General features: G+C 74.7%; 18 protein-coding genes and 1 pseudogene. 11 read left to right on the top strand and 8 right to left on the bottom strand.

From position 1 onward, the window contains the following. Nucleotides 1–44: 44 nt before the first annotated feature. Nucleotides 45–2,033, bottom strand: a pseudogene (locus O7625_RS29345) (bifunctional adenosylcobinamide kinase/adenosylcobinamide-phosphate guanylyltransferase); the annotation flags it as partial. 217 nt (nt 2,034–2,250) lie between these two features. Here O7625_RS29345 and O7625_RS29340 point away from each other — a divergent pair. Further along, nucleotides 2,251–2,451: a hypothetical protein gene (locus tag O7625_RS29340; protein ID WP_067313620.1), complete on the top strand. Its 201-nt coding sequence runs from the start codon at nt 2,251–2,253 to the stop codon at nt 2,449–2,451. After that, nucleotides 2,451–3,248 (top strand): site-2 protease family protein, encoded by a 798-nt coding sequence (locus O7625_RS29335; RefSeq protein WP_282343136.1) that lies wholly within the window; start codon nt 2,451–2,453, stop codon nt 3,246–3,248. The genes O7625_RS29340 and O7625_RS29335 overlap by 1 nt, the downstream gene beginning before the upstream one ends. A 43-nt stretch (nt 3,249–3,291) precedes the next feature. Here O7625_RS29335 and O7625_RS29330 read toward each other — a convergent pair whose 3' ends face one another. Then, a complete protein-coding gene (locus O7625_RS29330) occupies nt 3,292–4,290 on the bottom strand; it encodes an aldo/keto reductase family protein (RefSeq protein ID WP_067313615.1) in 999 nt (332 codons plus the stop codon). Nucleotides 4,291–4,338: 48 nt separating this feature from the next. After that, on the bottom strand, nt 4,339–8,364 hold the full coding sequence (locus O7625_RS29325; RefSeq protein WP_282343134.1) for a WG repeat-containing protein: 4,026 nt from the start codon (nt 8,362–8,364) through the stop codon (nt 4,339–4,341). Nucleotides 8,365–8,660: 296 nt separating this feature from the next. Between O7625_RS29325 and O7625_RS29320 the strand changes: the two genes are divergently transcribed. From O7625_RS29320 to O7625_RS29310, 3 genes are read left to right on the top strand one after another with little or no spacing between them, the layout of a single operon-like run. After that, on the top strand, nt 8,661–9,374 hold the full coding sequence (locus O7625_RS29320; protein ID WP_282343133.1) for an ABC-2 family transporter protein: 714 nt from the start codon (nt 8,661–8,663) through the stop codon (nt 9,372–9,374). After that, on the top strand, nt 9,367–10,209 hold the full coding sequence (locus O7625_RS29315) for an ABC-2 family transporter protein (RefSeq protein WP_282343131.1): 843 nt from the start codon (nt 9,367–9,369) through the stop codon (nt 10,207–10,209). The genes O7625_RS29320 and O7625_RS29315 overlap by 8 nt, the downstream gene beginning before the upstream one ends. Then, on the top strand, nt 10,206–11,261 hold the full coding sequence (locus tag O7625_RS29310; RefSeq protein WP_282343130.1) for an ATP-binding cassette domain-containing protein: 1,056 nt from the start codon (nt 10,206–10,208) through the stop codon (nt 11,259–11,261). The genes O7625_RS29315 and O7625_RS29310 overlap by 4 nt, the downstream gene beginning before the upstream one ends. Here the strand turns inward: O7625_RS29310 and O7625_RS29305 are convergent. The 3 genes from O7625_RS29305 to nadA all read right to left on the bottom strand — a co-directional run bounded on the left by O7625_RS29305 (nt 11,203) and on the right by nadA (nt 14,750). Beyond that, nucleotides 11,203–11,847: a DUF3043 domain-containing protein gene (locus tag O7625_RS29305; RefSeq protein WP_282343127.1), complete on the bottom strand. Its 645-nt coding sequence runs from the start codon at nt 11,845–11,847 to the stop codon at nt 11,203–11,205. The two genes, O7625_RS29310 and O7625_RS29305, sit on opposite strands and share 59 nt — an antisense overlap. 109 nt (nt 11,848–11,956) lie before the next feature. Then, nucleotides 11,957–13,312: a UDP-N-acetylglucosamine 1-carboxyvinyltransferase gene (gene murA, locus O7625_RS29300; protein ID WP_348773976.1), complete on the bottom strand. Its 1,356-nt coding sequence runs from the start codon at nt 13,310–13,312 to the stop codon at nt 11,957–11,959. A gap of 238 nt (nt 13,313–13,550) precedes the next feature. Next, entirely contained in the window at nt 13,551–14,750 is a 1,200-nt protein-coding gene (nadA, locus tag O7625_RS29295; protein WP_282343125.1) for a quinolinate synthase NadA, read from the bottom strand. Nucleotides 14,751–14,844: 94 nt separating this feature from the next. On the opposite strand from nadA, the gene O7625_RS29290 reads away from it, so the two are divergent. From O7625_RS29290 to O7625_RS29275, 4 genes are all read left to right on the top strand, one after another. Then, nucleotides 14,845–15,981, top strand: a complete 1,137-nt coding sequence (locus O7625_RS29290) for a glycerate kinase (RefSeq protein ID WP_282343123.1) — start codon at nt 14,845–14,847, stop codon at nt 15,979–15,981. Between the two features lie 283 nt (nt 15,982–16,264). After that, nucleotides 16,265–16,633, top strand: coding sequence for an iron-sulfur cluster insertion protein ErpA (erpA, locus tag O7625_RS29285; protein ID WP_067314213.1), 369 nt, complete (start codon nt 16,265–16,267; stop codon nt 16,631–16,633). Nucleotides 16,634–16,992: 359 nt separating this feature from the next. Further along, nucleotides 16,993–17,970, top strand: a complete 978-nt coding sequence (locus O7625_RS29280; RefSeq protein ID WP_282343121.1) for a carbohydrate kinase family protein — start codon at nt 16,993–16,995, stop codon at nt 17,968–17,970. Beyond that, on the top strand, nt 17,967–18,467 hold the full coding sequence (locus O7625_RS29275) for an ATP-binding protein (RefSeq protein ID WP_067314209.1): 501 nt from the start codon (nt 17,967–17,969) through the stop codon (nt 18,465–18,467). The genes O7625_RS29280 and O7625_RS29275 overlap by 4 nt, the downstream gene beginning before the upstream one ends. Before the next feature lie 727 nt (nt 18,468–19,194). Here O7625_RS29275 and O7625_RS29270 read toward each other — a convergent pair. Next, nucleotides 19,195–19,410: a sulfurtransferase TusA family protein gene (locus O7625_RS29270; protein WP_282347132.1), complete on the bottom strand. Its 216-nt coding sequence runs from the start codon at nt 19,408–19,410 to the stop codon at nt 19,195–19,197. A 227-nt stretch (nt 19,411–19,637) separates the two neighbouring features. Next, nucleotides 19,638–20,789, bottom strand: coding sequence for an aminotransferase class V-fold PLP-dependent enzyme (locus O7625_RS29265; RefSeq protein WP_282343120.1), 1,152 nt, complete (start codon nt 20,787–20,789; stop codon nt 19,638–19,640). A gap of 171 nt (nt 20,790–20,960) precedes the next feature. On the opposite strand from O7625_RS29265, the gene coxB reads away from it, so the two are divergent. Further along, nucleotides 20,961–21,932 carry a cytochrome c oxidase subunit II gene (gene coxB / locus O7625_RS29260; protein WP_282343116.1) on the top strand — a complete coding sequence of 324 codons (972 nt, stop codon included), beginning with the start codon at nt 20,961–20,963 and terminating at the stop codon, nt 21,930–21,932. A 10-nt stretch (nt 21,933–21,942) separates the two neighbouring features. Next, entirely contained in the window at nt 21,943–22,371 is a 429-nt protein-coding gene (locus O7625_RS29255; protein WP_282343114.1) for a cytochrome c oxidase subunit 4, read from the top strand. Nucleotides 22,372–22,565: the final 194 nt, after the last annotated feature.

The raw sequence follows: 22,565 nt of genomic DNA, 5'->3' as shown, positions 1-22,565 counted from the left end.
GTGGCCGGGTCGGGAGCGTTGGTCGGGCCGGTGGTGGTCGGGCCGGTGGTGGTCGGCCCGGGGCCGGCCGGCTGCGGCTCGGCGAACTCGGGGGTGACGTCGGGCACGTCGCCCCCGATGCGCTCCGGGTCGGTGGGCTCCGGGGTGGCGCGGCTGAGGCCCGGATCGGTGACGTCCGGGGCGGCGGAACTCCGGGACGGCTCGTCGGGCTCCGGCGGGGTGGGGGTCAGGCCCGGGTCGGTGGCGTCCGGCAGGGTGGCGTCCGGCCCGTCGTCGTCGGCGCCGCCGTGGTGCGGGTGGGCGGGCAACGCCCCGGCCAGCGCCAGCACCGAGCGCAGCAGCGGCAACGCGGCCAGCGCGTTCGCCCCCTCGCCGAGGTCGAGCCGCAGCTCCAGCAGCGGGGTCAGGCCGAGCACGTCGGCGGCGAGCCGGACCGCCGGGTGGCCACCGTGGTCGACCAGCAGGCACCAGTGCCGGGCCTGACCGGCCAGGTCCCGGCTGATCATCCCGGCGGCCAGGCCGACCGGCCCGTCGAGCAGCACCGGCACCCGGCGGGCGGTCGCGCCGAGCAGCACGCCGGTCGCCACCGCCACGTCACCGCCGCCCAGCTCGGCCAGGACGTCCTTGGCGTCCCGGGGGGAGCGGCGGGTGCGGTGCAGCGCGTCCCGGACCGTCGCGCACCGCACCATCCAGGCGGCGTCGTCGATCTCGCCGTCGGCCGTGTACACCCGGCCCAGCACGGTGGGGGCCTCCGCTCCCGCGGTCGCGACCAGCACCGCGGCGGCGGCGGCCTCGGTGCCCGCGCCGCACGCCCCCAGCACCAGCAGCCGTACGCCCGCGTCGGCGGCCTCCTCGGCCAGTCGCCAGCCGTAGCGCAGGGCCGCCTCGACGGCCTCGACGTCCAGCGCCGGCCCGTGTTCGATCGGTGCGGACGGCGGGGTGTCCACCACCTGGAGGCCGGCCCCGTTCTCGGCGGCCAGACGGGCGAGCGCCCCCCGCCCGGCCCGCGCCTGCCGGGCCAGCCGGGCCGACTCGTTGGGCAGTGCCCCGGCCGCCGCGCCGCCGGCGTGGTCACCGTGCAGCAGCAGCACCCGGACGTCGGTCCACGGCGTGGGCGTCGGGGTGCCCTGGGTGGCGGCGGCGAACTCGACCACCCGCTCCAGCACGCCCAGCCCGGCCCCCGGCAGGTCCAGGGTGCCGAGCCGCTGCACCGCCTGCGGGCCGGCGTACTCGTCGGGCATCGGCAGTTCCATGCCGGGCTGGATGACCAGCCCGGTGTCGACCACCGGCAGCGCCATGGTCGGCGCGGCCCAGCCGGTGCCGTCGTCGGCGGCCGGCGCGGCCGGCGTCGTCGGCAGGGTCGGGGTCAGCACCTCCGGCAGCGGGGCCGGCGACGGGTCGGCGGGGGCCGGGTGCCCGACGGTGGTGGGGGTCGCGTCACCGCCCGGGGCGGCCTGGGCGGGTACGCCGACCGGCCGGGCCGGGGCGGACGCTTTGAGCCAGGCCGGCTGGCCGGCGACCACCAGCGCCACCGCGTCGCAGGCGTCCGCGACGGCCCGGTTGGCCGCGCCCAGCGCGTCGGTGAACGCCCGGCCGAGCGGGGTGGTGGGCACCAGCGACAGGCCCACCTCCGGGCTGACCAGCACGATCCGCGCCTCGCTGGCGCGTACCGCGTCGGCCAGTTCGGCGATGGTGGCGACGTCGTCGGCGGGCTGGTGGGCCGGGTCGAGCAGCACCGTCACCCAGCCGCCGAGGTCGTCCACGAGGACCGTCTCGTTCGGCCCGGCCGAGGCGAGCACGTCGGCCAGCCGGCGCGGGTCGTCCGCGGTCTCCTCGGTGGTCCAGCTCCCCGGCCGGCGGGCCCGGTGGGCGGCCAGGCGGGTGGCCCACTCGGTGTCGTCCGGGTCGCCGACGGCCGAGGTCGCCACGTACCGCACGGTGGGTGCGTCGGCCACCAGGGACTCGGCGAACTCCGACTTGCCCGAACGGATACCGCCGAGCACCAGGACCGTGTTCCACCCCTCAACGGACATGCCCGTACCTTAAGGCCGCCCGGCCCGGCAGCGCCCGCCGGCCCGGCCGCGTCCCGGGGGGCGTCCTGGCCGGTCGGGCCGGGTCGGACCGGCGGCGGTGACGGCGGGTCACCGGTGCGGCCCCGGAGGCCCGCGTCCGGTGCGGTCCGGCACCGGCCGACTACGCTTGCGGGGGTCCGTCCCCCGGGGGCGGCGGAGCGGCGAGGGGAGACGCGGCATGGCGTGGAGCTGGCGGTACGAGGGCACGGACGGCGCGTCGGTCGACGGACCGGCGGACACGTTCAGCAGTCAGGCGGACGCCGAGTCCTGGATCGGCCAGACCTGGCGGGAGCTCGCGGCGTCCGGCGTCACCTCGGTCACGCTCGTCGAGGACGACCGGGTGGACTACCGGATGAGCCTGCTGCCGACGGCGGAGTGATGGCCCACGACCGCCCGGGGGGCGAGCCGTTGGTGCTCGGCGTGCCCCGGGCGGCGTTCCGGCCCAGCCCGGTCTTCCTGGCCCTGGTGGCGCTCTTCGTGACCAGTGGCGTGCTCACCTGGAACGGGGTGGGCAACGTCCGGTTCGACGTGTTCCTCTTCGTCGTCTCCGGCTGGCTGGTCTCGCTCTGCCTGCACGAGTACGCCCACGCGGTGGTCGCCTACCGGGCCGGTGACCGGGACATCGCCCACCGGGGCTACCTGACGTTGAACCCGCTCAAGTACACCCATCCGCTGCTGTCGATCGTGTTGCCGGTGGTGGTGGTGCTGCTCGGCGGCATCGGCCTGCCCGGCGGGGCGGTCTGGGTGGACCGGCACGCCATCCCGGGGCGGCTGCGGCACACCCTGGTCAGTCTCGCCGGCCCGGCGACCAACGTGCTGTTCACCCTGCTGCTGGTGGTGGTGCTGCGGGTGGGGATCGGGGCGGGCGGCCCGGTGGAGTTCTGGGCCGGGGTGGCGCTGCTGGCGTTCCTCCAGCTCACCGCGAGTGTGCTGAACCTGCTCCCGGTGCCCGGCCTGGACGGCGGCAACATGATCCAGCCGTGGCTCAACCCGCAGTGGCGACGGATGTACGACCTATTCGCGCCGTTCGGCTTCATCCTGCTCTTCGCCCTGCTGTGGAACCCGCGCATCGGCGGCTGGTTCTTCACCGCCGTCTTCTGGCTCAGCGACCTGCTGGGTCTGCCGCCGTGGCTCTACAGCACCGCGCTGTCCCTGATCCGGTTCTGGCAGACCTGACCGCACCCCGGCCCGGAGCGGGTCCGGGGTGCGGCCGGGCGGGTCAGGGGCGCTTGGCCGGGCTCTCGGTCTTGGCCGGGTCGCGTTCGGTGACCGGGGCGACGATGTCGTCGATGGCCTTGAGCAGGTCCGCCTCCAGGGTCACCCCGGCGGCCTTGACGTTGTCGTGGACCTGGTCGGGGCGGGACGCCCCGATAATCGCCGACGCGACGTTCGGGTTCTGGAGCACCCAGGCGACGGCGAGCTGCGGCATGGTCAGCCCGGCCTGCTCGGCGAGCGGCTTGAGCTGCTGCACCCGGTTCAGCACCTCGTCGTCGAGCCACTTCGCGATGAAGTCCGCGCCCGACTTCTCGTCGGTGGCCCGGGAACCGGCCGGCGGCGGCTGACCCGGCAGGTACTTGCCGGACAGCACACCCTGCGCCATCGGCGACCAGACGATCTGGGAGATGCCCAGCTCCTCGCTGGCGGGCACCACCTCGGCCTCGATGACCCGCCACAGCATCGAGTACTGCGGCTGGTTGGAGACCAGTGGGATGTGCAGCTCCCGGGCGAGGGCGTGCGCCTCGCGCAGTTGCGACGCCTTCCACTCCGAGACGCCGATGTAGAGCGCCTTGCCCGCCCGTACGACGTCGGCGAACGCCTCCATCGTCTCTTCCAGCGGCGTGCTGTAGTCGTACCGGTGGGCCTGGTAGAGGTCCACGTGGTCGGTCTGGAGGCGGCGCAGCGAGCCGTCGATCGAGGCCATGATGTGCTTACGGGACAGGCCACGGTCGTTGCGGCCGGGCCCGGTCGGCCAGAAGACCTTGGTGAAGATCTCCACCCCCTCCCGGCGTTCCCCGGCGAGGGCCTTGCCGAGCACCGTCTCGGCGCGCGTGCCGGCGTAGGCGTCGGCGGTGTCGAAGGTGGTGATGCCGCTGTCCAGGGCGGCCCGCACGCACGCCAGCGCCGCGTCCTCCTCCACCTGGGAACCGTGGGTGATCCAGTTGCCGTACGAGATCTCGCTGACCATGAGGCCCGAACGGCCAAGGTGACGGAATTCCATGCTGCGACCCTAGCCCCGCCCGGTCCGGGGCACCCGTCGACGCGGTGGTCAGAGCACGGGGTGGGTGTCGGCGAGCAGCCGGTCGATCTCCGCCAGCACCCCGTCCCGGTCGGGGTGCACCGGGCGGATCAGCGGTTCGCCCCGCCGGTCCAGCGCCCCCCAGTGGTCCATCCCGTCACCGACCAGGAACGCCACCGGGTGGATCACCAGGGCCGGGTGCACCGGCCGGACCAGCATCGTGCCGGCGCGGTCGACCACCCCCTGCCGACCGGCGAGTTCCACCACGGCCAGCCCCTCGTCGGTGAAGCCGTCGAGCTGCCGACCGTCGGACAGCGTCGTGGTGATCCCGTGGTAGCGCGGCGGGACGACCAGCCGGCCGTGCCGGTCCACCGCGCCCCAGCCGCCCCGGCGGACGGCCGCCACCCCGGCACGGAACGGGCGGACCTCCTCGAAGCCCGCCGGCACCAGCACTGTCCCGTCGGGCTCGATCGCCGACCAGTCGGCGTCGCCGCCCCGCGACACCCAGGCCAGGCCGTCGGAGAAGGGCAGCACCCGGGTGTACCCGGCGTCGAGCAGGGTGCCGCCGGCCTCGTCGATCAGTTCCCAACCGGTGTGGTCGGGGCGGCGTACCCAGGCCACCTGCTCGTGGAACGGCTGCGCCTCGGCGTACCGGTAGTCGACGACCAGGTCACCGGCGGTGTCCGCGTACCCCCAGCAGCCCCGGCCGTCGTGGGTGGGCCGCGGCGCGCGGCGGCCGTGCCGCACCTCGTCCCGGCTGCGTGGGTACGGCCCGAAGCCCGCCCGCGCCGCCGCCCGGCTGTGCACCGCGTCCAGCGCCACCCCGATCCGCCCGGTCAGCTCCGGGTCGTCGGCCCGACGCAGGTCCAGTGCCCGCTCGAAATGGGCGCACGCCTCGATCAGCCGACCCTGGTCGTAGCAGCAGCGGCCGGCGTGCTCGTGCAGGGCCGAGCGCAGCCGGTCGGGGAGTTCGGTGGAGTTGGCCTCGGTGAACAGCCGGTCGGCCTCGGCGAACTCGCCCTTCCAACGCAGCGCCTCGGCCAGCCGCGCCCGGGCCAGCGCGGTCCGCCGCAGCTCACCGGTCGCCTCGGCGTAGGTCAGGGCGAGCCGTCCGTCGGCCAGCGCGTCGTCCAGGTCGTCGACCAGCCGGGAGGTCACCGCCCGCAGGCTGAGCAGCCTGGCCCGGGCCCGGTTGTCCAGGGCCGAGGCGAGCTTCTCGGTCAGCCGGCGTCGGAGGACCCGCAGTTCCGCCGGGTCGTCGACCACCTCGCGCAGGGTCTGCGGGTCCAGCCGCCACCGGTAGCCGGCCAGCACCTGCTCGGGATCGTCCCGGGGTACGGCCGACGGGGCGTCGGGCTCGTCCGGTTCGCCCGGGACGGTCACCGTCGACCCCGACCGCGCGCCGCTCCGGAGGGCGGTCGGCGGTGTCGCCGTGCTCCCGGCCGGCGGTGTCGGGGTGCCGGTCGGCTGTGTCGGGGTGCCGGCCGGCGGTGTCGGGGTGCCGGCCGCGCTGGTGGTGGTCGCCGGTCCGGCCTCGACCGCCGCACCCGGGTCGGCCTGCGGGCTGCTGTCGGCGGGGGTGGCGCGCGGGCCCGTGCCGGCCGGCTCGGTGGGACGGCCGGTGCGGTCGTCGGCCGGCTCGGTGGGAGCGTCGGTGCGGTCGTCGGCCGGGAGCGGGCCACCGTCGGCGGTGTCGGCCGGGGCGGAACCCCCTGCCGGGCCGGCTCCCGTGTCGGGGGTCGCCGTGTCGAGGCGGTGCTCCGGGACGCTGGCGGCGGGCGGGTGCGGCTGCACCGCCACGTCGGCGGCGGCTGTAGCGGCTTCCGCCGCCGGCGCAGACCCGGTCCTGCCGGGACCGTCGGTGGCGCTGACCGTGCCGTCCCGGTCCGGCGCCGGCCGGGGGTCGTGTACGGGAGCGGCGTCGGAGGCGTCCGCCGGGGAGGCGGACCGGGCCGGCGGTACCGCGAACCCGGTGCCGGCGGTCCGGTCGCCGGTGTCGGCGGATCGGTCCACGGCAGGTGGGGTCCGGTCGCCGGCGTCGGTGCGGGCGGTTCGGTCGCCGGGGTCGGTGCGGGCGGTTCGGTCACCGGCGTCGGTGACCGGCCCACCGGTGCCGGCGTGTGCGGGCCTGCCACCGGCGTCGGTGGTGCCGGTGGCGGGTGGCGTGGGCGTCGACCGGCCGGGCCGGAACCAGGCGGCGGAGCTGTTCGGCGGGGTCCGGGGCGCGGTGTCCGGTGCGTCGGCGGTGGGCTCCGGCGGCGGTGGGACGTACCGGCGGGGTCGGTCGGGGGTGATCTCCAGACCACCGGGTCGGCCGGTCGGGGGAGCGGCGGGTGGGTCGGCCGGTGTCGGCGCAGCCGGCCGGCGGTCGCTCTGCGGGGGCTGGCGGAACTCGATGTTCAGCCGGGCCGCTGGTGGCGCGGAGACCGGGGCGGCGTCGGCCGTACCGAGGTCGGCCGCCGGCCCCGGGGCCGGCGAGACCGGAACCGGAGAGACCGGCGGGCCGGAGACCGGCGGGCCGGAGACCGGGCGGGCCGGGGACGGACCAGGGACCGCGCGGGTCGGAGGCGGGCCGGGGTACGGCGGGCCGGAGACCGGGCGGGTCGGCGGGGGTGCCGCGCCGCCCCGACGGTCCCCGGGGCGTTCCGGCATCGGGTCCGGGGTGACCCGGGCCGCCGGACGGTCGTCGTAGCGGCCGGGCGGGGGGACCGGCCGGTGCGGTTCCGCCGGGCGGCGCTCCGACCCGGGGTACGGCTCCCGGCCGTCGCGGGTGTGGTCCGGGTCGTGCGTGGGTCGCCGGGTGCCCGTCCGGTCGGTGCCGGCACGACTCCACGGCTCGCCGGTCGACGGGGCCGGCGGCGGCGTGGACTCGCGGGGACGGAGGTCGGGGAACGCCTCCGTACGCGACGCCGCCTCCCGTGGTCGCGGTGGCGGTCGCTCCGCGGGGACGCGTGGGTGCTGCCACCGGTCCTCGGGAATGGGGGAGATCGGCGTCCGGTCGTCGTCGAAGGGACGGCGGCGGAGGTCGTCGTGGCCCCGGGCGGCGGGTCGTTCGACGGACTCCCGTGCCGGCGACCTGGGGGGTTCGTCCTCCCGGAACCGCGTCGGGAGATCCTGCGCGGGCCGCCGCGTGCCCGGGTACGGGTCGTGGCGGGCACCATCGGTGAACCGCCGGTCGTGGCGGTTCTCGTCGGTGAGCCGTCGATCGTGCCCGCCGTCGTCCGGGGTGCGTCGGGCCTGGCCAATGGCGTCGGGGGTGAGCCCGCCGTCGTCGGGGGTGCGGTGGTCGACGCCGGGGCGTTCGCTGGTGGTGCGCCTGCGGCGGGGGAGCCCGTCGGGCTCGACGCTCCAGCCCGGTTCGACGAACCGGTCGGAGCGGCTGTCGCGGGGCGGTTCGTGGCGGGGCGGTTCGTGGCGGGGAGCGGGGGAGACGGGTGCCCGGCCGGGGGACACCGGTGTGACCCCGGGAGTGGTGCGCTCCCGGCCGGGTGGGGTGTCGTACCCGTCGGCGCGGTGTCGGTCGGGGGCGGCGCGGTCGGGGGCGGCGCGGTCGCGGTGCCACCCGGTGGGGGCCGGGTCGACGGCATCCCGCCGCCGGTCGGACCATCTGGTCCGGCCGGCGTGCCGGTCGGCTTCCGGGCGGCCGTCGTACCGGTCCGGTTCGGTCCGGTCGGCGGGCCGGTCCGTCGCGGGCCGGCGGCGTTCCCGCTGCCAGATCGGCTCGTCCGGGGGCCGGCGGTACGCCTCGTCGACCGGCCGGCGGTACGCGTCGTGGTCGGGGTACCGCTCGTCGCCCGGCTCGTCCTCGCGGGTGGCCGCGTCCTCCTGGTCGGCCCAGGACCGGCCGAGGTAGGTGCCGTCGGGGCGGGTCGGGGCGAGCGGGGGCACCTCGGCGCGGCCGAAGGCGGCGGGCCGCCCCCGCGGGTCGGCGTACCGGTTGCCGATGTCCCCGGGGTAGCGCTGGCCGCGGAACTGGGGGTGCCACTCGCTGGTCGGCTCGATCACCCAGGACGGTTCCGCCGGGGCGTCCCAGCGGTCGCGCCACCCGCCCGTCATCGGGGGCCTCCGTGTCCACGCGTGCGGCGCGGCCCGATGCCCGGCTCGCGTCGCTCGCTCACGGCGGTGTCACCTCGTTGCAAATTGTGGTGCCGGGCGCCCCGGGATGCCGGTAGAGTCCCCCGTCCGGCACGGCGGGGCTGCGGAAGGAGGGTAGCGGCGTGGGCTCGGTCACCGCCACTGTGGCACTACCCACGAGCGCAAACGTTACCCGATGGTTCCGGACATTCGGGGCCATATCCCGGGCCGGATTCCGCCGGTACGCCACCTATCGACAGGCCGCCCTGGCCGGTGCGGTGACCAACACCGTGTTCGGTTTCCTGCACTGCTCGGTGCTGCTGGCCGCCGCCGGGACCGGAGCCGTCGGCGGGTACGACCGGAGACAGCTCGCCACCTTCGTCTGGGTGGGGCAGGGGCTGATCGCCGTCGTGCTGCTCTGGGGCTGGAGCGACCTGGCCGACCGGATCCGCACCGGTGACGTGGCCACCGACCTGCTCCGCCCGGTGCACCCGGTGACCAGCTACCTCGCCACCGACCTGGGGCGGGCCGGGTACGCGGCGCTGGCCCGGCTGCTCCCGCCCGTCCTGGTCGGGCCGCTCTTCTTCGACGTCTACCTGCCGTCCCGGTGGCCCACCGTCGGGCTCTTCGTGGTCTCCGTGGTGGTCGCCGTGGTGCTCTGCTTCGGCTGCCGGTTCCTGGTCAACGCCACCGCGTACTGGTGGCAGGACGCGCGGGGTCCGCTGCTGCTGTGGACCCTCGGCTCGGGGGTGCTGGCCGGGCTCTACTTCCCGCTGCGGTTCCTGCCGGAGTGGCTGCAACTGGTGCTGTGGTGTGGCACCCCGTTCCCGAGCCTGCTGCAGACCCCGCTCGACGTGCTGGTGGAGCGGGATCCGCCGGCCGTCCAGGTCGGCCTGGTCGCGCTCCAGCTCGGCTGGGCGGTGCTGGTGCTGGCCGCCTGCCGGCTGGTGCAGCGGCGGGCCGAACGTCGGCTGGTGGTGCAGGGTGGTTGAGCCGGGGGTGTGCACCGGCGAGGCGGTCCGGCCAGGTGGGACGTTGCGGGCGTACCGGGCGCTGCTCGGGGCGCAGGCCCGGTCGCAGACGGCGTACCGGGCGTCGTTCCTGCTGGACCTGCTGGGCAACCTGGGAGCCACCGTCTTCGACGTGGTCACCGTCCTAGTGATCTACGGGGTGACCCGGGAGCTGGGCGGGTTCACGCTGCGCGAGACGCTGGTGATGGTGGGGCTGTCGGCCAGCGCCTTCGCCGTGGCGGACCTGCTGGTCGGCAACATCGAGCGGCTGCCGGCGCACGTCCGCACCGGCCTGTTCGACGCGGTGCTGCTCCGGCCGCTCGGCGCGCTGCCCCAGCTGCTGCTGATGAACCTGCCGCTGCGCAAGGTGTCCCGGGGTGTGTTCGGGGTGGCCGTGCTGGTGGTGGCGCTGGGCTCGGCCGGGATCGACTGGACCCCGGCCCGGGTGGCGCTGGCGGTGGTCGCCCCGCTGGCCGGGGTGGTCTTCTTCGGGTCGCTCTTCGTGGCCACCGCCACCGTGTCGTTCTGGTGGGTGGACTCCGGCGAACTGGCCAACTCGGTCACCTACGGTGGGCGGGACTTCACCTCGTACCCGGTGACCGTCTTCGAGGGGTGGTTCCGGGCCGCCTTCGCCTACGGGCTGGGCTTCGCCTTCGTCAGTTACCAGCCGGCGCTGGCGCTGCTGGGCCGCGCCGACCCGCTCGGCCTGCCGTCGTGGGCCGGCTGGACCGCGCCGGTGGTGGCGTTGGTCGCCGCCGTGGTGGCGGCGGCGGCCTGGCGCACCGGCATCCGCCACTACCGGAGTACGGGGTCATGAGCGTCATCGAGCTGGACGGGCTGCGCAAGGAGTTCACGGTACGGGTGAGGGCGGGCCGGCTGCGCCGGGAGAAGCGCACGGTCACCGCCGTGGACGGCATCGACCTGCGGGTGGAGCGGGGCGAGATGCTCGGCTACATCGGCCCGAACGGGGCGGGCAAGTCGACCACCCTGAAGATGCTCACCGGGGTGCTGAGCCCGTCGGCGGGGCAGGCCCGGGTCTGCGGCCTGCGCCCGGTCGCCGACCGGACCCGGCTGGCGCTGCGGATCGGGGTGGTCTTCGGGCAGCGCTCCCAACTGTGGTGGGACCTGCCGCTGGGTGACTCGTTCGACCTGCTGCGGCACCTCTACCGGGTGCCCGCCGCCGACCACGCCGCCCGGCTGCGCCGCTGCCGTGACCTGCTCGACCTGGACGCCTTCCTGGACACCCCGGTCCGGCAGCTCTCGCTGGGGCAGCGGATGCGCGGCGAGTTGACCGCCGCGCTGCTGCACGGCCCGCAGGTGCTCTTCCTCGACGAGCCGACCATCGGGCTGGACGTGGTGAGCCGGCAGGCGGTCCGGGAGTTCCTCGCCGAGCTGGGCCGGGCCGGTGACACCACACTGGTGCTGACCACCCACGACCTGGCCGACATCGAGCGGTTGTGCGCCCGGCTGGTGGTGGTCGACCACGGCCGGGTGGTGCACGACGGGTCGATCGCCGCCCTGCACGCCCGGTACGGCTCCCGCCGGTTGGTCGTCGTCGAGCTGGACGCCCCGTTGGCGGTGCCGCCGCAGCCGGTGGGGGCGCCGCTGCTCCGGGTCGAGGCCGACGGCCGGCGGCTGGTCTACACGCTGGAGTCGGCGGGGGTGGCGGAGGTGGTGTCCGCGGTGGCCGGGCTGGCCGCGTTGCGTGACGTCTCGATCGTCGAGCCGGACATCGAGGACGTGGTGGCCCGGCTCTACCGGACCCCGCCCCCCGCCCCCGGTGGGGGCGGGGCCGTCGGGAGAGAACTGGTCAGACCGGTTCGCCGATCTGCACCCGGGGGGCCGGGGCGCGCATCCGGCGGAAGGTGATCGACCGCATGATCGCGTACAGGTAGAGCGAGCCCATCCGCTCGCCGCTGGTCGGGAAGCGCTCCCGGACCAGCTTCTTGATCCGGCGGGAGATCAGCACCGAGTCGATCACCACGCCGAGCGCGAGCGCGCCCCACACCACGTTGGAGGCGAGCCGGATCGCCGGCGGCATGGCGGCGTTCGAGCCGATCAGCACGATCAACGCGCCACCGAAGAACCAGGTGCCGATCGTCCGGCGGGAGTCGACCACGTTGCGGGCCAGCAGCCGCTCCGGCCCCCGGTCCCGGGGGCCGCCCTCGCGGCGGAACTCGGCGGCGGCCTCGGTGCGCGCCTTGCGGCGCTGCTCCCGGGCCTCCTCCTTGGTCAGCGGCCGGGTCGGGCCGGCGGGCCGGCGACCGGCGACCGGCCGTTTCGGGGTCTCGACGCCCAGTTCCTTCTTGCTCGGGGTGTAGCCCCGGGGGCGCGCGGCGGATGGCTCCTCGGTCACCACCGTGGCGGTGGCGGAGGAGTCGGAGTCGGCGGACTTGCGGCGAAACAGCGACGGCACGAGGTGAAGGGTAGCCACCCGCCGTCGCCCGGTGCACATCACGGGTGCACCGGGCGCTCGGCGGGCGGGTGGGACGGGGTCACGGCCGTGGCCGGGAGCGGGCCGGACCGGGGTCACGGCCGCCCGCCGGTACGGGCCGGACGGGGTGTTACGGGCGTTCGGTGTGCGCGCCGAGGTCGGCCAGCTTGGCCTCGAAGTCCTCGTAGCCCCGGTTGATCAGGTCGACGCCGTACACCCGGGAGGTGCCCTCGGCGGCGAGCGCCGCGATCAGGTGGCTGAACCCGGCCCGCAGGTCCGGGATGACCAGGTCGGCGGCGTGCAGCTTGCTCGGCCCGGCGATCACCGCGGAGTGCTTGAAGTTGCGGCGGCCGAACCGGCACGGGGTGCCGCCGAGGCAGTCCCGGTAGACCTGGATGTTGGCGCCCATGGTGTTCAGCGCGTCGGTGTAGCCCAGCCGCTGCTCGTAGACCGTCTCGTGGACGATCGACAGGCCCCGGGCCTGGGTCAACGCCACCACGAGGGGCTGCTGCCAGTCGGTCATGAAGCCGGGGTGCACGTCGGTCTCCAGCGCCACCGCGTTCAGCTCGCCGCCCGGGTGCCAGAACCGGATGCCGCCCTCCTGGCCCGGGTCGCCGAGCTTCGGCGGGCGGGCGTCGGTGACCTCGTACTCGCCGCCGACGGAGCGGAAGATGTTGAGGAAGGTCATCATGTCGGCCTGCTGCGCGCCGAGCACCTCGACGTGGCCCCGGGTGGCCAGCGCCGCCGCGGCCCAGCTCGCCGCCTCGATCCGGTCCGGGATCGGCCGGTGGGTGTAGCCGTGCAGCTTCTTGACGCCCTGGATCTCGATCACCCGGTCGGTGTGCACCTTGATGATCGCGCCCATCTTCTGCAGGATGCAGATCAGGTCGATGATCTCGGGCTCGACGGCGGCGTTGCGCAGCTCGGTGACGCCCTCGGCCATCACCGCGGTCAGCAGCACCTGCTCGGTCGCGCCGACGCTCGGGTACGGCAGGGCGAACTTGGTGCCGTGCAGTCCGTTCGGCGCCGACAGGTGCAGACCCTCGGGGCTCTTCTCCACCGTCGCGCCGAACTCGCGCAGCGCCTGGAGGTGGAAGTCGATCGGGCGGGGGCCGATGTGGCAGCCGCCCAGGTCGGGGATGAAGGCGTGGCCGAGCCGGTGCAGCAGCGGGCCGCAGAACAGGATCGGGATCCGGCTGGATCCGGCGTGCACGTTGATCTGGTCGGTGCTGGCGCTCTCGACGTTGGACGGGTCGAAGACCAGCTCGCCGTCCTCGGTGCCGTCGGTGACCTTCACCCCGTGCAGGCCGAGCAGCCCGCGGACCACCTCGACGTCACGGATCTTGGGGACGTCGAACAGCCGGCTGGGCGAGTCGCCCAGCAGGGCCGCGACCATCGCCTTGGAGACCAGGTTCTTCGCGCCGCGCACGCGGATCCGCCCTTCGAGCGGAGTACCTCCGTGTACGACCAGGACGTCGTCCGTCAACGCAACCTCCAGCGCGTGTCGGGTGGTGCCAGGTGAGTCGATGATGGGGCATGCTGTCCAGCCGCCCGGTACGGGCTGTCCAGCTACCCGCTGGGGGGCCGACAGCAAACGGCCCCCGTGGTACGTCGCCCCGGCAGCATAGCCCTCCGTGACGAGATGCGAATCGGTCACCGCACCGACGCGGGAACGAACCGGCGAATCTGGTACGTTCCCGTACCTTGTCGGTGACCGTACGTGATCAGGTGGCGGCGGGCGGCGGGGTGTCGGCGGCCGGCAGCGCGAGCATCTGGTCCAGCGCCACCCGGGCGTGGTGCGCGGTGTCCGCGTCGACGGTGATCTGGTTGACCACCCGGCCGGCGACCAGCTCCTCCAGCGCCCAGACCAGGTGCGGCAGGTCGATCCGGTTCATCGTGGAGCAGTAGCAGACCGCCTTGTCCAGGAACATGATCTGCTTGTCCGGGTGGGCCAGCGCCAGCCGGCGGACCAGGTTCAACTCGGTGCCGACCGCCCACGCCGAGCCGGCCGGGGCCGCCTCGATCGCCTTGATGATGTACTCCGTCGAGCCGACCTGGTCGGCGGCGGTGACCACCTCGTGCCGGCACTCCGGGTGCACCAGCACGGTGACCCCGGGCACCCGGGCCCGGACGTCGTGCACGCTGTCCAGGGTGAACCGGCCGTGCACCGAACAGTGCCCCCGCCACAGGATCATCTTCGCGTCGCGGACCTGCTCGGCGGTGAGCCCGCCGTTCGGCTTGTGCGGGTCGTAGAGCACGCAGTCGTCCAGCGAGTAGCCCATCTCCAGCACCGCCGTGTTGCGGCCCAGGTGCTGGTCGGGCAGGAACAGCACCTTGGAGCCCTGCGCGTAGGCCCAGTCCAGCGCCCGCTTCGCGTTCGACGAGGTGCAGACCACGCCGCCGTTGCGGCCGACGAAGCCCTTGATGTCCGCCGAGGAGTTCATGTACGTCACCGGCACGGTGTCCGCCGCGACACCCAGGTCGGTCAGCACCTCCCAGGCCCGTTCGACCTGCCCCAGCACCGCCATGTCGGCCATCGAGCAACCGGCCGCCAGATCGGGCAGGATCACCCGCTGCGCGTCGGTGGTGAGGATGTCGGCGCTCTCGGCCATGAAGTGCACGCCGCAGAAGACGATGTACTCGGCGTCCGGGCGGGCCGCCGCCTCCCGGGCCAGCTTGAACGAGTCGCCGGTGACGTCGGCGAACTGGATCACCTCGTCGCGCTGGTAGTGGTGACCGAGAACGAACACCCGCGTGCCCAGCGCGGCCTTCGCCGCCGCCGCGCGGGCCACCAGGTCGGGGTCGCTCGGCGCCGGCAGGTCTCCCGGACACTCCACGCCACGCTCGGTGGCAGGGTCGCTGCCGCGGCCGAGGAGCAGCAGCGCGGTCGCCGTGTTGGAGGGTTCCACCCAGGTCGAAGTCACGTCCTCATGGTCCCACAACGGGCCGTTCGCACGACCGCTGCCGGTGTGGGCTGCCACACTGCTCCGCGCCGATGTGGCCTGCCACACTCTGGGCATGCGCGTGCTGCTCTGTCCGGACAAGTTCGCCGGCACCCTGGAGGCCCCCGAGGTGGCGGCTGCCGTCGCCGCCGGCTGGCGGGCGGTGCACAGCACGGACGAGCTGCTCGTCCGCCCCCTGGCCGACGGCGGCCCGGGTTTCGTCACGGTGCTCGCCGGTGCGCTCGACGGCCACCGGATCCCGGTGCCGACGGTCGACCCGCTGGGCCGTCCCGTCACCGGTGAGATCCTGCTCACCGCCGACGGCACCGGCTACCTGGAGAGCGCCCAGGCGTGCGGGCTGCACCTGCTGGCCGCTACCGAGCGCGACCCGAAGGCCACCACCTCGTACGGCCTCGGGGCGCTGGTCACCGCCGCCGTCGAGCACGGGGCCCGGACGGTGGTGATCGGGCTGGGCGGCTCCGGCACCAACGACGGCGGGGCCGGTCTGTTCGCGGCGCTCGGCGCGACCCCGCTCGACGACGCCGGCCGGGCGCTGCCGTACGGCGGAGCGGCGCTGGCCGCCGTCGCCGCCCTCGACGGGGTGCCCCGGCTGCGCGGGGCCGCCCTGGTCGCCGCCACCGACGTGGACAACCCGCTGCTCGGACTGCACGGCGCGAGCAGCGTCTACGGCCCGCAGAAGGGTGCCGACCGGGCCGACGTGCTGCTGCTCGACGCCGCGCTGGAGCGTTGGGCGACGGTGCTGGAGCGGGACCTGCCGGGCTGCCCGCCCGGCCTGGGCACGCTGCCCGGCGGGGGTGCCGCCGGCGGCCTCGGGGCGGCGGTGCTGGCCCTCGGCGGGCGCTGCGAATCCGGCATCGGCCTGGTCGGCCGGGCGATCGGCCTGGACGCCGCGCTGGACGACTGCGATCTGGTGATCACCGGGGAGGGGTCGTTCGACCACCAGTCGCTGCGCGGCAAGGTGGTCGCCGGGGTGGCCGGGGCGGCCCGCGACCGGGGGGTGCCGTGCGTGGTGCTGGCGGGCCGGGTGAGCACCGGCCGGCGGGAGGCCGCCTCGGCCGGGGTTACCGAGGCGTACAGCCTGGTGGAGCACTTCGGCGGCGAGGAGCGTGGCGGGGTGGCGGCGGCGATGGACCGGCCCGCCGAGGGGCTGCGGGCGCTCGGTGCCCGCCTGGCCCGGCAGTGGAGCCGCTGACCGGGCGGCCGGGCGGGGTGGCCGCGAGCCGTCGGCCGGTGGCCGGGCGGGGTAGCCGGGAGCCGTCCGGCGGTGGCCGGGCGGGGTGGCCGGGAGCCGTCGGGCGGTGGCCGGGAGTCGTCCGGTGGGTGGCCGGCGGGGCGGGCCGGGGCGGCGATCACGCCAGCCGGGTGGTGCCGGCCGGGGCGGCGTACCATCGGAGCTGGACCACACCGGGAATCACTGGCCGTCGCGTGCTGTTGGCCAGGGTGTCCGGACCCATACCGCGCAGGGAGATTTCCACGTGACCACGCCAGCGCAGACCGACTCGACCGAGGCTCAGGCCCCTACTTCCGTCGTCCTCACCGACGTCGCGGCGCAGAAGGTCAAGGCCCTGATCGAGCAGGAGGGCCGCGACGACCTGCGGCTCCGGGTCGCGGTGCAGCCGGGTGGCTGCTCCGGCCTGCGGTACCAGCTCTTCTTCGACGAGCGTTCGCTCGACGGTGACGTCGTCACCGACTTCGACGGCGTAGGCGTCGTGGTCGACCGGATGAGCGCCCCCTACCTGGCCGGGGCGACCATCGACTTCGCCGACCGGATCGACGCCCAGGGTTTCACCATCGACAACCCCAACGCGGGCAGCTCCTGCGCCTGCGGCGACTCGTTCAGCTGAGTCGCGACCCGTCGCGCCCGACGGGGCCGTCCCGACCCGGGACGGCCCCGTCGTCGCGTCCGCGCCGGCTGTCGGGTGCGGGTCGGCTCGTCAGCTGTGGATCGGCTGTCCCGTCCGGGTCGGCTTGTCGTGTGCGGGGCCGGCTGTTGTCTGTGGGCGGCTGTCGCGTCCGGGTCGGCGTCGGGTGCCGGGCCGTCTGTCGTGTGCGGGCCGGCTGTCGCGGCCGGCCGGCTCGGCGGCCGACCGGCGGGTGACGAACGGATGACCAGGTGGTGGCCGGTGCTCGTCCGACCCTCGTCCGTCGCTTGAGAGTGACCGGTAGGCTGACCCGCGCCGTGCTCCCGACCCCGAGGGTTGACATGAAGATCGCCGTGACCGGTTCGATCGCGACCGACCATCTGATGAGCTTTCCCGGCCGCTTCGCCGACCAGCTCATCGCCGACCAGTTGCACAAGGTCTCGCTCTCCTTCCTGGTGGACGACCTGGTGCTGCGCCGGGGCGGGGTGGCCGCCAACATCGCGTTCGGCATGGGGCAGCTCGGGCTGAGCCCCATCCTGCTCGGCGCGGTGGGCGCCGACTTCGCCGACTACCGTTCCTGGCTGGAGCGGCACGGCGTGGACTGCGACTCGGTGCACGTCAGCGAGGTGGCCCACACCGCCCGCTTCGTCTGCACCACCGACACCGACATGTGCCAGATCGCCTCGTTCTACGCGGGGGCGATGAGCGAGGCCCGCAACATCGAGCTGACCCCCGTCGCGGACCGGCTCGGCGGCCTGGACCTGGTCCTGGTCAGCGCGAACGACCCGGAGGCGATGCTCCGCCACTCGGCCGAGTGCCGGGATCGGGGCTACGCCTTCGTCGCCGACCCGTCGCAGCAGCTCGCCCGGATGGACGGCGCGGACGTGGTCGCGCTGATCGACGGGGCCGAGTACCTGATGACCAACGACTACGAGAAGTCGCTGCTGCAGAGCAAGGCCGGGCTGACCGACGCCCAGCTCCTGGAGCGGGTGAAGGTCCGGGTCACCACCCTCGGCAAGGACGGCGTGGAGATCGCCACCCGGGCCGGGGAGCCGTTCCGGGTGCCGATCGTCCGGGACGCGCGGGCCGTCGACCCGACCGGGGTCGGCGACGGCTTCCGGGCCGGTTTCTTCGCCGCCCTGTCCTGGGGCCTCGGGCTGGAACGTGCCGCCCAGGTCGGTTCGCTGCTGGCCGCGCTGGTCCTGGAGACCGTCGGCACCCAGGAGTACGACGTGCGCCGCGACGTGTTCGTCAAGCGGCTGGCCGACTCGTACGGGGACGACGCCGCCGAGGATGTCCGGCCGCACCTGGTGCCATGACGCAGTCGCTGGTCGTGTTCGCCGGCCTGCCGGGGGTGGGTAAGAGCACCCTCGCCGGGCAGGTCGGCGTCTCGCTGGGCGCCCCGGTGCTGCCGGTCGACCCGATCGAGCGGGCGCTGGCCCGGCACGGGCTGACCGGTCACGGGGCGGCCCTGGCCGGGTACGACGCGCTGGCCGGGCTGGCCGGGGTTCAGCTCGGGCTGGGCACCAGCGTGGTGGTCGACGCGGTCAACCCGGTGGCCGGTGCCCGGGAGCTCTGGTTCGACCTGGCCGCGCGGGCCGGGGTGCCGCTGCGGCTGATCGAGGTGTACTGCGGCGACGAGGCGGAGTGGCGTCGCCGGGTGGAGGCCCGGCACGCCGCGGACCCGCTCGCCCCGACCTGGGAGCAGACCGGACGGCGCGGCACGGAGTACGAACCGCTGGTCGGCCCCCGCCTGGTCGTGGACACCACCATCGCGATCGACCCGCTCCCGGCCATCCTGCGTTACCTGGCCTGATCCCCGCGCGTCAGGCGTCGCCTGCCCTGACCGGGGAAGCGCGTCGGGCGGCGGTCAACGGATGGACCCCACCGCCCACCCCGACCCCCGTCCTGAACTGGCTCATCACCGCCCTGACCCACCACCCCACCCCCTAACCCCACCCACCCCTTTCCCCACCCAGCCCTTCCCCCACATCCGCCCCGGTGATCAAGAGGTTTACGTCAAGTTAGTGATCAACTTTGACGTCAACCTCTTGATCACCGGGGCGCAGTGGTGGGGCGAGAGCGGAGGCGAGGAGGCGGGGGTGGGGGTGCGGGGTGGTCAGATCGGCTTAGGTAGGACGACCTCCAGGCGTACCGACCTACTCCCTGATCAGCGCGCGACTCGGCCGGTAAGAGGGTGACCCAACGCAGCTCCCCCGTCCCCGTCCCCGTCCCTGTCCCCGTCCCCCCGCCCCTGTCGATCATGGAGTTATGGTGCCTGTGAAACGGTCGATATACCGCATATCGACCACCACAACTCCATGATCGACGGGGCGGGAGGGGGCGGGAGGGGGCGGGGCGGGAGGGGGCGGGGACGGGGTTGGGGTGAGGTGGGGAGCGGGGACGGGCGGGCAGTGGGACGGGGAGCGGGGCGGGGTGGTGAGCCGGGCAGGAGGACGCGGAGCTGGGGAGAGGGGCGGGGGAGCGGAGCTGGGGAGAAAGTCGGGGGAGAGCGAGGGGGGAGGGGCGTGGGGGGGGGGGGGTCAGTGGGTGCGGCGGATGTCGTAGGCGGGGCCGTCGGGGGTGGTGGCGACGAACTCCTGGGCGCGCATCCGGCACCAGGCGGGGATGTCGACGGCGGCGGCCGGATCGTCGGCGAGTACCCGGAGGACCGTGCCGACGGGCAGCTCGGGCAGCCGGCGGGCCAGCGCGATCACCGGCAGCGGGCAGCGCTGCCCCCGACAGTCCAGCACCTCCACCGCTGCGGCCCCCTCGTCGCTGGCCCCGGGCGGGCGGTCCACGGGGGCAACCCCATCGTCGCCCGCCCTGCTCGGCGAGCCGTCGTGCCTGGTCGGGGTGGTCGCAGGCCTACCACCCGGGCCGTCGTGCCTGGTCGGGGTGGTCGCAGGCCTACCACCCGGGCCGTCGTGCCTGGTCGGGGTGGTCGCAGGCCTACCACCCGGGCCGTCCTGCCCGGTCGGGGTGGTCACAGGCCCACCACGCCGGCGTCGGCGCGCAGGTCGGCGACGATCCCGGGTAGCTCGGTGAGGAAGCGTTCGACGTCGGCGTCGGTGGTGTCCCGGTGCAGCGAGACCCGGACGTTGCCGTGCGAGAGCACCCCCATCGCCTCCAGCACGTGCGACGGGCGCAGCGTCGAGGAGGTGCAGGAGGAGCCGGAGGAGACGGCGAAGCCGCGCCGGTCCAGCGCATGCAGCAGCACCTCGCCGTCGACGTACAGGCAGGAGAAGGTGACCAGGTGGGGGAGCCGGTCGACCGGGTCGCCGACCACTTCCACGTCCGGCACGTCGGCGGCGACCCGGGTGCGGATCCGGTCGACCAGCGGGGTCAGCCGGGCCGCCTCGGTCGCCGCGTCGGCCGCCGCCGCGCGCAGGCTCGCCGCCGCTGCCACCACCGCCGGCAGGTTCACCACCCCGGGGGTACGCCCGAACTCCCGCTCGTCGGCCGGCCACGGCGACTCCCAGCGGGTGCCCTTGCGGACCACCAGCAGCCCCACGCCGGGTGGGCCGCCCCACTTGTGCGCGCTGGCGGTCAGCACCGACCAGCCGGACGGCACCGGAACCCGGCCGACCAGCTGGGCCGCGTCCACGTAGAGCGGCACCCCGGCGGCGGCACAGTCGGCGGCGGCCCCGGCGACCGGCTGGGCGGTGCCCACCTCGTGGCTGGCCCCGATCAGCGCCGCCAGCGCCACCCCGGGTGACTGCACCGCCGCCGACCAGGCGGCCTTGTCGAGCCGGCCGAGCCGGTCCACCGGTACGGAGGTCGCGGTGCCGCCGGCCGCGACGTGCCGTTCGGCGGCGTGCAGCACCGCCGAGTGTTCGATCGCGGAGTGCACCAGCGTCGCCCCGCTGCGCCGCCGGCCGGCGAGGCCACCGAGCACGGCGGAGTGCGCGGCGTGCGTACCGCTGGGGGTGAAGGAGAGCTCGTCGGGGCGGACGCCGAGGATGGCGGCGGTGGCCTCGCGCGCCGCGTCGAGGAGCTGGGCCGCCCGGCGGGCTCGGCCGTAGAGCCGGGCGGGGTCGGCCCAGCCGTCGTCGAGGGCGGCCAGCAGCGCCTGCCGGGCGACCGGATGCAGTGGCGCGGCGGTGGCGGCGTCCAGGTAGACCGGGTGGGCACTCACGAAAGATGACGCTATCGCGTCGGGATGGCCAAGATCCCCCCGATGGGGTCGGACAGCGACCCCAACACGGTCGCGCCCGCCATGGTCGAGTAATCTGCGACCGTCGGTGACGCCTTTGCCGTCGGTGCTGTTGGAAAGCCCCACCGCGGCGTGCTAGGGAGGCAGGACCAGGTGGTCGCAAGGAGTTCGGAGGTACGGCCGTCGGCCGTACGGCACAGCGCTTCCCCCGGAGCCGGTGAGCGTCGGCGGCGTGGTGCTGGCCGGCTCGCCGGGCTCGGCCTCGGCGGAGCTGCGCTGCTGGTTCTGCTCACCGGGTGTGACGTCGGCCGCTCCGTCGACGGCTTCGGCTGGCCGCAGGGCGGCATCACCCCCGAGGCGCACCGGATGTACGACCTGTGGATCGCCTCCTGCATCGCCGCCCTGGCGGTTGGTGTCTTCGTCTGGGGCCTGATCTTCTGGTGTGTGGTGCGCTACCGCAAGCGCGGCAACGAGCTGCCGGTGCAGACCCGCTACAACCTGCCGATGGAGTTCCTCTACACCATCGCGCCGATCCTGATCGTCTCGGTGCTCTTCTACTACACGGCGGTGGTCCAGACCGACGTGGTGCGTACGACGAAGAACCCCGACGTCGTCGTCGAGGTCGTCGCCGTCAAGTGGAACTGGCAGTTCAACTACCGCGACGGCCAGGGCCCCGAGGCCAACACCGTGGCGTCGGTGCTGGGCACCAGCGAGGTCATCCCGGTGCTGGTGCTGCCGACCGGACGGTCCATCCGGTTCGAGGAGACCAGCCGCGACGTCATCCACTCCTTCTGGGTGCCGGAGCTGCTGTTCAAGCGCGACGTGATGCCCGGCAAGATCCGTAACGTCTTCGAGGTCTCCAAGCTGGAGACCGAGGGCGCGTTCGTGGGCCGCTGCGCCGAGCTGTGCGGCAGCTACCACGCCTTCATGAACTTCGAGCTGCGGGTGGTCTCCCCGGAGGCGTACGACCAGTTCCTGGCGGCCAAGCGGGACGGCAAGTCGACGCAGGAGGCGCTGACCGCCATCGGTCAGGACCCGTACGCGAAGACCACCCAGCCGTTCGACACCCGGCGGACGAAGGACAACTTCAACCCGGACGACGCGTCCGCGAGCGCGGGAAACTGAGGTATCCGGCATGAAGACCGAGTGGCGTATCTTCCTGATCATCGCCGCGTTCCTGCTCGGCGCGACGGTCCTCTACGGTGCCTGGACGTACGGCGACTCCGGCGGCCAGGTCGAGTGGGTCGGCACGGTGGCCCTGCTGCTGTCCTTCCTGCTCTGCGCGATGTGCGGTGGCTTCTTCTGGTTCGTCTCCCGCCGCATCGACCTGCGCCCCGAGGACCGGCCGGACGGCGAGATCGCCGACGGCGCGGGCGAGATCGGCTTCTTCAGCCCCGGCAGCTACTGGCCGTTCGGCCTGGCGCTGGCCGCCGCGATCGCCGGCCTCGGCCTGGTGTTCTGGCAGTTCTGGCTGCTCGGCCTGGGCCTGGTGCTGGTCATCCTCGCCGCCTGCGGCCTGCTCTTCGAGTACTACTCCGGTACCCGGCGCACCGCCGAGCACTGACCCACCGGCCCGGCCGCTGCGAGCCTGCTCGCCGCGCCCGGCACCGACCCGATCACCCGACCGGCCCGCCTCCCCACCCGGGAGGCGGGCCGGTCGTCGTTGCCTGCTGCCGTCAGTGCCCCGCTTCCGCCGCCGCGGCTACTGTCCTGCTGTCCTGCTGTCCTGCTGTCCTGCTGTCCTGCTGTCTCTGCTGC

Origin of the sequence: Micromonospora sp. WMMD714, assembly GCF_029581315.1 — a bacterium.
In the GTDB taxonomy this organism is placed as follows: Bacteria; Actinomycetota; Actinomycetes; order Mycobacteriales; family Micromonosporaceae; genus Micromonospora; species Micromonospora rifamycinica.
This window is presented reverse-complemented; position numbering and strand designations above follow the sequence as displayed.